Source organism: Ruegeria lacuscaerulensis, assembly GCF_013033355.1.
GTDB lineage: Bacteria > Pseudomonadota > Alphaproteobacteria > Rhodobacterales > Rhodobacteraceae > Ruegeria > Ruegeria lacuscaerulensis_A.
In genome coordinates this window covers 369,931-380,688 of record NZ_WQDY01000002.1, presented here as the reverse complement: position 1 = coordinate 380,688, position 10,758 = coordinate 369,931, and the positions used below count along the sequence as shown (strand labels likewise).

Below are 10,758 nucleotides of genomic sequence, written 5' to 3'. Positions count from 1 at the left end.
TCAACACCCCAAGGACGGCCTGAATGAAAATCACCGCCATCACTCTCTGGTCCGTCGACCTCACCAGCCATGAAACCTACCGCATGGCCGAGGGCAAAACCTGCGCCACTGTCAAAACCCATGTCCTGTGCTTTGAAACTGATACTGGGCTGAAAGGCTGGGGCGAGGTTTGCCCGATACCGAACTATCTGCCCGCCTATGCCGATGGCGTCCCGGCGGCGATCACCGAAATGGCCCCGGAAATCCTGGGTATGTCGCCCTTCGGGGCCGATGCCCCCATGCGGAAACTCGACGGGTTTCTACAAGGCCACCGCTACGCAAAATCCGCCGTCGATCTTGCCCTGTGGGATTTATTCGGCCAAGCCACGGGCCAGCCGGTCTATGCGTTGCTGGGCGGGCGCACGCGCAAGGACATGCCGCTCTATCACTCGATCACCTGCATAGACCCCGATGAGATGGCCCGCATCGCGCAGACCGCCTATCAGACCGGCATACGTCAGTTTCAGGTCAAGCTGGGGGTCGAAGCCGACTGGCAGGCCGATGCCGAACGCCTGACCAAAGTGCGCGAAGCTGTGGGGCCGGGGCCAATCGTCTACGGAGACTGGAACTGCGGCGCATCGCGCCTGCAGGCCACACGCACGGGCCGCGCCGTCACACATCTGGATGTGATGCTGGAACAACCCTGCAAAACTCTGGAGGATTGTGCCGCCGTGCGGCAAGCCACCGGCCTGCCGATGAAGATCGACGAAAACGCCCATGATTTGGCCTCGTTGCTGCGTGCACATGAATTGGGCTGCATGGATGCGGTGGCGTTGAAATTGTCCAAGTTCGGCGGTCTGTCGACCATGCGCCGCGCGCGCGATCTGACAGTGCATCTGGGGGCCGAAATCTGCGCCGAATGCACATGGGGATCCGATATCGTCACCGCCGCCGCGTTGCATTTCGCGGCTTCGACTCCGCATGGCTCGTTGATGAACACCTGCGATCTGTCCTCATACGTGGGCCCGCGCCTCTGCCCGGATGCACCCAGCCGCAAAGACGGTCGCATCGCCCCGCCCGAAGGCCCGGGTCTGGGCGTGACGCCCGACCTGGAAACCCTTGGTTCCCCGATATTGGAGATTGCCTGAGATGCTCAAGATCAACACTCAATCCGAATGGATCGCCCGCGCCAACGCCGCATTGCCCGCCGGGGGATTTGGCAATTTCGACCCCGGCATCATCATTGCCCGTGGCGAAGGCAGTCGCGTCTGGGATGAGGACGGGACCGAATATATAGACTATCTGATCGGCTCTGGACCGATGCTGCTGGGCCACGGCCACCCCGAGGTGATGGAGGCGGTGTTGGAACAACTGCCCAAGGGCATGACTTTTTTCGCCAACAACGCCAAGGGCATCGAGCTGGCCGAGGCAATCATCGACGCCGTGCCGTGTTGCGAACAGGTGCGCTTTGTCGCCTCGGGTGGCGAGGCCGACATGTACGCCATCCGCTTGGCCCGCGCCTATACCGGGCGCGACAAGATCCTGAAGTTCGAAGGCGGCTATCACGGCATGAGCGCCGAGGCGCAGATGAGCCTCGCCCCCAGCCGCCATGTGAACTTCCCACAGGCGGTGCCCGACAGCGCCGGCATCCCGGCGGGCGTGGCCGAGCAGATGCTGATCGCACCGTTCAATGACCTTGAGGCCGTTGCGGCGTTGTTGGACGAACATGACGATATCGCCGCGATCATGGTCGAGCCGCTGCAACGGATCATTCCGCCAATGCCCGGATATCTGCAAGGGCTGCGCGACCTGTGCGACAAACACAATGTCCTGCTGATCTTTGACGAGATCGTGACCGGTTTCCGCCTCACTTATGGCGGCGCGCAAGAGAAATACGGCGTGACGCCCGATATCTGCACGCTGGGCAAGATTACCGGTGGTGGCTTCCCTCTGGCCGCGCTGGGCGCAAGCACCGAGATCATGAAGCATTTCGACAAGGCGCAGGTCGGCGAAGACGGCTGGCTGATGCAACTGGGCACATTGTCGGGCAATCCGGTTGCCTCTGCCGCAGGGTTGAAAACGATGGAAATACTACGCCGTGAAGGTACCTATGAGCGTCTGAGGACCATAGGGGCCGCGTTGCAACAGATGCAGGTTGATGCGCTGACAGCGGCCGGTATCCCGCATCAGGTTTGTGGCGATGAAACTCTGTTTGATATCTATTTCACCAATGCCCCGTGTCGCGATTATCGCAGCTCTCGGCACGATGACCCCCGACGCAACGTGGATTACAACAACAGCTTACGGGCGAGTGGCATCTTTAAATCGCCCGGAAAGCTCTACCCTTCCCTTGCGGTAACTGACACGGATATTGAAATGACAAGGGAAGCGGTCAATACGGCGGTCGAGTTGATTGCCAATAGATGACCGCACGCTGCGAAAAAAAGGGACGGGCCGCTGTCAAATCAATGACAACGGCCCTAACTGATCGGATCTCAGGATCGGGTCTCACCCCCTCGAACACCACTTAAAACGGTACAGACTTACAAAACTTTCGACTTATTTGAGACCGAGCCGACTTCACAACCGGTATGCAAGCGTTATGCCTGACTCATCAGGCGACGGCAGTGAAGTAGTTCACATTGCGTGGATTTTTTTTAGTTTCGCCAATCAAAGAATCCGGCACCCGCCTGTGCAAGCAGGGTTTTAGCAACAGTGCGGCCCATTTCGACGCCGTCTTCAATCGATCCTTCAACATCTTCGGTGATCGCCTCAGACCCATCCGGGCGCAAAACCTCGCCCCTCAGGTGAAGTTGACCTGCATTGATCTCAGCTAGACCCGCTATTGGCGTTTCGCAGGAGCCGTCCAGCGCAGCCAGCAATGCGCGTTCGGCGGCCAAACGCTGCCCCGTTTTAATGTGGTGAATCGCTTCCAGCATACCCGCAGCACGGGAATCGTCGCTGCGGCGTTCGATGCCAATGGTACCCTGTGCGATGGCGGGCAGCATGTCCTCTGGTGCAATGGCGGTGGCGGGGACGTCTTCCATGTTCAGGCGGCGGATGCCGGCCATGGCCAGAAAGGTACAATCGGCCACGCCGTCCGCCAGTTTCTTCAGCCGCGTCTGCACGTTGCCTCGGAATTCCACTACGTTCAGGTCAGGCCGACGATTCAACAGCTGCGCACGGCGGCGCAGGGATGAGGTGCCGACGGTGGCACCCCGCGGCAGGTCGTGAATTGATTTCAGGCTGGGCGAGATGAACGCGTCGCGCACATCTTCACGCGGCAGGAAGGTGTCCAGCACCAGACCCGCGGGCTGCTCTACCGGCATATCCTTGGTGGAATGCACCGCGATGTCGATATCGCCGCGCAGCATCGCCTCTTCGATCTCTTTGGTGAACAGACCCTTGTTGCCGATTTCTTTCAGAGGGCGGTCTGCGTCGATCATGGCGCGGTTGTCGCCGGTGGTCTTGATGACCACGATCTCGAACGCCTCTTCGGGCAGATCGAACGCCGCTGCCAGCCGCTGCCGGGTTTCATAGGCTTGCGCCAGCGCCAGAGGCGATCCTCGGGTGCCGATCTTTAGAGGTTGGGCGGGGGAGGGCAGGGTCAATGTCATGGCCTCAGCTTTAATCGCGTCACATTGCCCTGACAATGGGGGCAGAGCTTGACAAATTGCCACTGAGGGCCGACCCGTGGCGCAAACCAGATGATTGGGGGCAAAGATGGTCGAGACAAAGAAGATACTGCGCGCATTGGCAGGTGAAGCGCAGGATGTGCCGCCGATCTGGATGATGCGTCAGGCTGGGCGGTATCTGCCCGAATATCGCGCGACGCGGGCGCAGGCGGGGGATTTCCTGTCGCTGTGCTATAACCCCGAGCTGGCGGCCGAAGTCACATTGCAGCCGATCCGTCGCTATGGGTTCGACGCGGCGATCCTGTTTGCCGATATCTTGTTGGTGCCGCAGGCGCTGGGTGCGGATTTGTGGTTTGTCACCGGTGAAGGCCCGCGCCTGTCGACCATAACCCAACAGGCCGAGTTTGACGCGCTGAAGCCCGTGGATGCGATTCACGAGACTTTATCGCCGGTCTATGAAACCGTGCGAATCCTATCGCGGGAATTGCCGTCCGAGACGACTCTGATCGGTTTCGCGGGCGCGCCCTGGACGGTGGCCACCTATATGATCGCCGGGCGCGGCACGCCGGATCAGGGCCCGGCCCATGCGCTGCGCGAGGGCAATGTGGCGTTGTTCGAGGCCCTGCTGGATCGGATTACGCTGGCGACGATCGAATATCTGTCGGCCCAGATCGAGGCCGGAGCCGAGGTGGTCAAGATCTTTGACAGCTGGGCCGGGTCCCTGAAGGGCGAGGCATTCCAGAAATATGCGGTCGAGCCGTGCCGTGTGATCACTCAGGCCATCAAAGAACGTCATCCCGGAATTCCGGTCATCGGTTTCCCGCGCGAGGCCGGAGAGGGCTATGTTGGGTTTGCCAAGGCGACTGGTGTGGATTGTGTGGCGCTGGACAATTCGGTCGCGCCGGATTGGGCGGCGGCCCATGTGCAGGTGGATGGTTGTGTGCAGGGCAATTTGGCCTCGTCCCATATGGTGACGGGTGGTCAGGCTTTGGTGGATGAGACGCGGAAGATTGTTGAGGCGTTTTCCAAGGGGCCGCATATTTTCAATCTGGGGCATGGGATCACGCCGGATGCGGATCCTGAGAATGTGCAGCTGATGATTGACACGGTGCGCGCGCGTTAAGCTGGGTGGAAGGGGGCCAGCCCCCTTCTTGGCCTGCGGCCAATTCATCCCCCGAGATATTTTTGGCCAGATGAAGGGCGGATCAGTCTTTGGTGTCGAGGTCGACGAGAATCTCGGCCCGGTGTTCATCGCGATTTGGGCTGGGTTTTGGTTGCCAGTCATGGGTAGAGAATCGTGGGGCGGCGTGGGCTTGCAGGGTGCCGTTCTGAGTTGTCCAAGTTTGGCGGCTTTGGTTCATTGGGTGGTCAAGTGCCTGTTCGGGGCTGAGGACCGGCGCGACGCAGGCGTCTGAGCCGTGGAACAGGTGTGCCCAGTGGTCGCGCGGTTGTTTGGCGAAAATCGCTATAAGGCGTTTGGTGAGCGTGGGCCAGCGCGTGATGTCATACTGCTGTTCAAAGTCCGGGTCTTCTGACAGGCCGAGTAGCTGCAGGAATGTGGCGTAGAATTTGGGTTCCAGGCATTGCACCGTGATGAAGCCGCCGTCGGCGCAGCTGTAGGTGCGGCTCCAATGGGGGCCGTCGAGAAGGCTTTGACCTCTGATTTCATCAAGATTTTCGGTTTGCCGCAGGCTCATCAGCAGGTTCATCATATGGGCCGAGCCGTCGTAGATGGCGGCATCGACGACGGTGCCTTCCCCTGTCTTTTTAGCATGTAGCAGGCCGGCCAGGAGGCCCGCCACCAGATACATGGCACCACCGCCGATGTCGCCCACCAGAGTCGCGGGAGTTTGTGGTGGCTGACCTGCTTGCGACGCGTACCAGAGCGCGCCGGACAGCGCGATATAGTTCAGGTCATGCCCCGCGGTGTTGGCCAGCGGGCTGTTCTGGCCCCAACCAGTCATGCGGCCATAGACCAGTTTGGGGTTCAGGGCGTGGCAAGGAGCCGGGCCGAGGCCCAGCTTTTCCATGACACCTGGGCGGAATCCTTCGATAAGTGCGTCTCCAGAAGCGATCAGGCGTTGGGTGATGTCCAGATCGTCCGAGTCTTTCAGATCCAACGCAATCGACCGTTTGCCGCGATCCAGCACCGATTGCTCGGGCATTCCGGGTGTTCCTGCCCCTCCCTTGCGGTGGATGGTGATCACATCTGCGCCCATATCTGCCAGCAACATGGCGGCGAAGGGCGCGGGGCCCAGCCCTTCGAATTCGATGATCCGAAAACCGTTCAGCATTTTGCCGCTCCTATAAGTATCGCCGCAGGGTTTCGGGAATGCCGGCGAATTGCAAGCCCGAGCAGGGTTCGGCAAAATCCGCGTAACGGCCGGTGCGGAATGGGTCTGTTCTGCGCTCGCCCACCGGGGTAGGGTCGCCGTCAGGACAGGGAAACAGCATGACCACCATTCTTTCGATCAGGGATTTGCGAAAATCCTATGCTGACGGGTTTGAAGCGCTTAAGGGCGTGACTTTGGACATTCGGCAGGGTGAGATTCTGGCCTTGCTGGGTCCGAATGGCGCGGGCAAAACAACTCTGATTTCAACCATCTGCGGAATTACCACGCCGAGCTCGGGTACAGTTACGGTCGGAGGGCATGACATCCAGTCCGACTTTCGCGCTGCGCGCCGGATGATCGGCCTTGTCCCGCAGGAGATCGCGCTGGAGCCATTCGAAAAAGTCTGGAACACGGTACGTTTGTCGCGTGGGCTGTTTGGCTTGGGCCGAGATGACGCGCGGATCGAAGAGATCCTGCGCAAGCTGTCCCTGTGGGACAAGCGCCGCAACGCCATCAAAGAGCTGTCGGGCGGGATGAAGCGCAGGGTGCTGATCGCAAAAGCGTTGGCGCATGAGCCGCGCGTGCTGTTTCTGGATGAACCCACTGCCGGTGTTGATGTCGAATTGCGCAAGGATATGTGGGAGATCGTGGCCGAACTGAAACAGGCCGGCGTCACGATCATTCTGACCACTCATTACATCGAAGAGGCCGAAGCAATTGCCGACCGCGTTGGTGTCATCGACAAAGGCGAATTGCTGCTGGTTCAGGACAAGAACACTCTGATGGCGCAAATGGGCAAGAAGCAGATCGAAGTCATGTTGACCGATCCCATCGCGTCGATCCCCGACAGTCTTGCAGCGCATAACCTGACGCTGAATGGCAATGGCGATGCCCTGATTTATACCTACGATACCCATGCCGACCGCACCGGCATCACCACGTTGCTGAACGATGTGGCGCAAGCCGGGCTCATTCTGCGCGACGTGCAGACCCGCCAGTCGAGCCTGGAAGAAATATTTGTCAATCTGGTGTCGGGAGAGCCCGCATGAACTGGTCCGCAATCGCTTCTATTTACCGGTTCGAAATGGCCCGGTTCTTCCGGACGCTGGCACAGAGCTTTTTGTCTCCGGTTCTGTCGACCTCTTTGTATTTCGTCGTCTTCGGTACTGCGATCGGCAGTCGTATCCAAGAAGTTGAGGGCGTATCCTATGGCGCGTTCATCGTGCCGGGTTTGATCATGCTGTCGGTGGTGACGTTGTCGATATCGAACGCGTCTTTCGGGATTTATTTCCCCAAATTCCTTGGCACGATCTACGAGCTGCTCTCGGCCCCTGTGAACTTTATCGAGATCGTGGTCGGCTATGTGGGGGCGGCGGCGACCAAGGCGCTTTTTGTAGGGGTGGTGATCCTGATCACGGCGACGTTTTTTGTGGATTTACGGATCGAACATCCGCTGGCGATGGTGGCTTTTCTGGTGCTGACTTGCCTCAGTTTCTCATTGCTTGGATTCATAATTGGCATCTGGGCAGGCAACTTCGAGCAGATGTCACTGGTGCCGCAACTGGTGGTAACGCCGTTGATCTTTTTGGGGGGCACATTCTATTCGATCTCGATGCTGCCGCCGGTTTGGCAAACGATCACATTGTTCAATCCGGTAGTCTATCTGATTTCAGGTTTCAGATGGTCGTTTTATGGGCTGGCGGATGTGCCGATAGGCTTCAGCTTACTGGCAATCGTGGTCTTTACAGGCATTTGCCTTGGCATCATCTGGTGGATTTTCAAAACCGGCTGGCGCATTCGCAGCTAGGGTACGTTTGGCGTTGCATTTTTGCCCATCAACTCCGGGAAATGTGATCCGGCTGCATCTAACGTTCAAACGGTCCCTTGTTTAGCACAATGGCGCACTCTACATCGGCTCCCATGAAACTCAGCCTGCCCTTTGTCAAAAAGCAGCCATGCGTGGCCATTGTGCGTCTGTCCGGAGCCATCGGAATGGCCGGCCGAGGGTCGATGTCCGACACGTCGCTGGCCCCGGTTCTTGAGAAAGCCTTTCGCAAAGGCAAACCCGCCGCCGTCGCGCTCGAGGTCAACTCGCCTGGTGGCTCACCGGTTCAAAGTTCTTTGATCGGTGCGCGTATTCGGCGGTTATCTGAGGAATTAAACGTTCCTGTCATAGCATTTGTCGAAGACGTCGCCGCCTCGGGCGGGTATTGGCTGGCAGCTGCCGCTGACGAGATTTATGCAGACGACAGTTCGGTTCTGGGGTCCATCGGAGTGATCTCATCCGGCTTTGGCGCGCATGTACTTTTGAAACGTCAGGGGATCGAGCGGCGCGTGCATACGGCCGGAGAGTCGAAATCCATGCTCGACCCGTTCTCGCCCGAAAAGAAAGAGGACGTTGCCCGGCTAGAGCGCCTTTTGGGTGATATTCACGAAAATTTCATCGCCCATGTCAAAACCCGGCGTGATGGAAAACTGGATGAGAGTCAGGACCTGTTCACCGGCGAGATTTGGCTGGCGCGTCGCGCGCAGGAATTGGGATTGATCGACGGGATTGCTCATCTGAAACCCAAGATGCAAGAGCGGTTCGGCGACAAGGTAAAATTCCGGCGCTATGGTTTGCGGAAACCTTTGTGGTCCCGGTTCGGTGCTTCTTTGGCACAAGATGCGATTGCAGGGCTTGAGGAACGCGCGGCGTATGCGCGTTTTGGGTTGTGACGTGATTATCAAGATTGTCACCCTCTTCCTGATCGCCATGGGCGTGTTGGCCATGTTTGGTAAGCTGCGTTTTCCCGGACAGAAAAGGTTGCAATCGGCACGGTGTCCGCGCTGCGGGCGGTTCAGGATCGGTAAAGGCCCCTGCGCCTGCAAAAAAGGAGGCCGTACATGACGGCATGGCTGTTATCCGGCCTCGGATTGCTGATCCTGTTGCTGGCAGGGGATGCGCTTGTGCGTGGTGCGGTAAACCTGAGCCTGCGTCTGGGCGTACCTGCGTTGATCGTCAGTCTGACGATTGTGGCCTTTGGCACTTCGGCGCCTGAATTGTTGATCGCTATCAGTGCGATCAAGGAAAACGCGCCGGGTATTGCGCTCGGCAACGTGGTCGGGTCGAACACGGCCAACATCCTGCTGGTACTGGGCCTTCCAGCGTTGCTTGCCACTTTGCACACAAGCGAATGCGACAGCCGCAAGAACTATGTCTTCATGATCATGGCCACAGTGTTGTTTATTGGGTTGGCTTTCTTGGGCGAATTCAATCTGGTCAGCGGAGGTATCCTGCTGGCTGCACTGGCTCTGGTCCTTTGGAATGCCTTCCGCGAGGCCCATGCCCATCGGAAAGCCTGTGGTGAGGCTTGCAACGATGACGAAGAACTGGATGGTCTCGAAGAGGCCGACCCGGATATGCCGTACTGGAAGGTCGCGATCTATCTGCTGCTGGGTCTGATCGGATTGCCGATGGGCGCGCATCTGCTGGTCGAAAACGCAACCGTGATCGCGCGCACCTATGGGATCAGTGAAACGATTATCGGTCTGACTTTGGTGGCGGTCGGTACGTCTCTGCCCGAATTGGCCACGACTGTTATGGCGGCGTTGCGGCGTCAGGCAGACGTTGCGCTAGGTAACGTGATCGGGTCAAACATGTTCAACCTGTTGGCCATTGTCGGTATCGCGACATTGGTCGGACGAATTCCGGTTGATCCCGAGTTCCTGCAATTCGATCTGTGGGTCATGCTGGGCGCATCATTGCTGCTGATCCCGTTCGTGTTTTTCAAGAAAGATATCACGCGAGTGTGGGGCTTGCTGTTGACCCTGCTCTATGCGGTCTACATCGTCACATTGCTGGCGTAATGTGACGGAGAGTCCCCGATGACCCGAGCCCTTGTAACCGGAGCAGGTATTCGCCTTGGCCGGGCCATGGCCCTGTATCTGGCGCAGCGTGGATATGATGTAGCTGTCCACTATGCTTCGTCCGAACAACCGGCGTCGGATGTCGTGGCCGAAATACGATCAACGGGTCGCAATGCTGTTGCCCTACAAGCCGACCTGCTGGACGAGGCGCAGGTGAACGCCCTTTTGCCCCGCGCGGCCGAGGCATTGGGCGGGTCGATCACCTGTCTGGTCAACAACGCCTCGATCTTTGAATACGACAATATCCAAACGGCCACGCGGCAAAGCTGGGACCGGCACCTCGAAAGTAACCTGCGCGCGCCTTTTGTGCTGACCCAGGCGATGGCTGAACAAGGGTTGCAGCCCGACACCGATGCGGCAGGCGAACCGGTCGCAACCGGTCTTATCGTCAATATGGTCGACATGCGGGTACGCAAGCTGACCCCCGAGTTCATGTCCTACACCATCGCCAAGATGGGCCTGTGGGCGCTGACCCGCACTGCTGCGCAAGCGTTGACCCCGGCGATCCGCGTCAACGCAATCGGTCCCGGTCCCACGATGCAGGGGCACCGCCAAAGCGTCGATCACTTTAATGCGCAACGGCGGAGCACGGTATTGGAGCGCGGCGCGAACCCTTCGGACATCACTGCCGCGCTGGGGTATTTTCTGGATGCACAGGCGGTCACAGGGCAGCTTTTGTGTGTGGATGGGGGGCAGCATCTTGGCTGGCAAACTCCGGATGTTTTGGGCGTTGAATAGGTAATTCTCAGATAAGTTTTGCACCGCTCTCATTTCCGTTACCAACACGTTACAAAAATGTATTGTTTTTCATGCACTTGTCTTGATTTATAAAAAATAACGTTGAAAAACAGTTGGTTAGGTTATTGCCTAATTTTTGTGCAAACCAAGGAATCCTTAATGAA

At 58.4% G+C, this 10,758-nt stretch carries 10 protein-coding genes; 8 read left to right on the top strand and 2 right to left on the bottom strand.

Annotation, left to right across the window (positions count from 1 at the left end; genetic code table 11):
• Positions 1 to 23 precede the first annotated feature (23 nt).
• Both GOW48_RS05330 and GOW48_RS05325 read left to right on the top strand, forming a co-directional pair.
• Positions 24 to 1,127 carry a mandelate racemase/muconate lactonizing enzyme family protein gene (locus GOW48_RS05330; RefSeq protein ID WP_170751968.1) on the top strand — a complete coding sequence of 368 codons (1,104 nt, stop codon included), beginning with the start codon at positions 24 to 26 and terminating at the stop codon, positions 1,125 to 1,127.
• Position 1,128: 1 nt separating this feature from the next.
• The gene (locus GOW48_RS05325; RefSeq protein ID WP_170751966.1) at positions 1,129 to 2,406 is read left to right on the top strand and encodes an aspartate aminotransferase family protein; all 1,278 of its coding nucleotides are present in this window, start codon (positions 1,129 to 1,131) and stop codon (positions 2,404 to 2,406) included.
• Between the two features lie 230 nt (positions 2,407 to 2,636).
• Here GOW48_RS05325 and hemC read toward each other — a convergent pair whose 3' ends face one another.
• The gene (gene hemC, locus GOW48_RS05320; protein ID WP_170751964.1) at positions 2,637 to 3,596 is read right to left on the bottom strand and encodes a hydroxymethylbilane synthase; all 960 of its coding nucleotides are present in this window, start codon (positions 3,594 to 3,596) and stop codon (positions 2,637 to 2,639) included.
• Between the two features lie 106 nt (positions 3,597 to 3,702).
• Here hemC and hemE point away from each other — a divergent pair, with 106 nt between their 5' ends.
• A complete protein-coding gene (gene hemE / locus GOW48_RS05315; RefSeq protein WP_170751962.1) occupies positions 3,703 to 4,737 on the top strand; it encodes a uroporphyrinogen decarboxylase in 1,035 nt (344 codons plus the stop codon).
• Between the two features lie 82 nt (positions 4,738 to 4,819).
• Here hemE and GOW48_RS05310 read toward each other — a convergent pair whose 3' ends face one another.
• Positions 4,820 to 5,908 carry a CaiB/BaiF CoA transferase family protein gene (locus GOW48_RS05310; protein WP_170751960.1) on the bottom strand — a complete coding sequence of 363 codons (1,089 nt, stop codon included), beginning with the start codon at positions 5,906 to 5,908 and terminating at the stop codon, positions 4,820 to 4,822.
• Between the two features lie 158 nt (positions 5,909 to 6,066).
• Here GOW48_RS05310 and GOW48_RS05305 point away from each other — a divergent pair, with 158 nt between their 5' ends.
• The 5 genes from GOW48_RS05305 to GOW48_RS05285 all read left to right on the top strand — a co-directional run bounded on the left by GOW48_RS05305 (position 6,067) and on the right by GOW48_RS05285 (position 10,594).
• Positions 6,067 to 6,996 (top strand): ABC transporter ATP-binding protein, encoded by a 930-nt coding sequence (locus tag GOW48_RS05305; protein ID WP_170353628.1) that lies wholly within the window; start codon positions 6,067 to 6,069, stop codon positions 6,994 to 6,996.
• Positions 6,993 to 7,754, top strand: coding sequence for an ABC transporter permease (locus tag GOW48_RS05300; protein WP_170751958.1), 762 nt, complete (start codon positions 6,993 to 6,995; stop codon positions 7,752 to 7,754). Before GOW48_RS05305 ends, GOW48_RS05300 begins: the two co-directional genes overlap by 4 nt.
• Positions 7,755 to 7,867: 113 nt before the next feature.
• A complete protein-coding gene (locus GOW48_RS05295; RefSeq protein ID WP_170751957.1) occupies positions 7,868 to 8,665 on the top strand; it encodes a S49 family peptidase in 798 nt (265 codons plus the stop codon).
• Positions 8,666 to 8,833: 168 nt separating this feature from the next.
• Entirely contained in the window at positions 8,834 to 9,796 is a 963-nt protein-coding gene (locus tag GOW48_RS05290; protein ID WP_170751955.1) for a calcium/sodium antiporter, read from the top strand.
• Between the two features lie 18 nt (positions 9,797 to 9,814).
• Entirely contained in the window at positions 9,815 to 10,594 is a 780-nt protein-coding gene (locus GOW48_RS05285) for an SDR family oxidoreductase (protein ID WP_170751952.1), read from the top strand.
• Positions 10,595 to 10,758 lie beyond the last annotated feature (164 nt).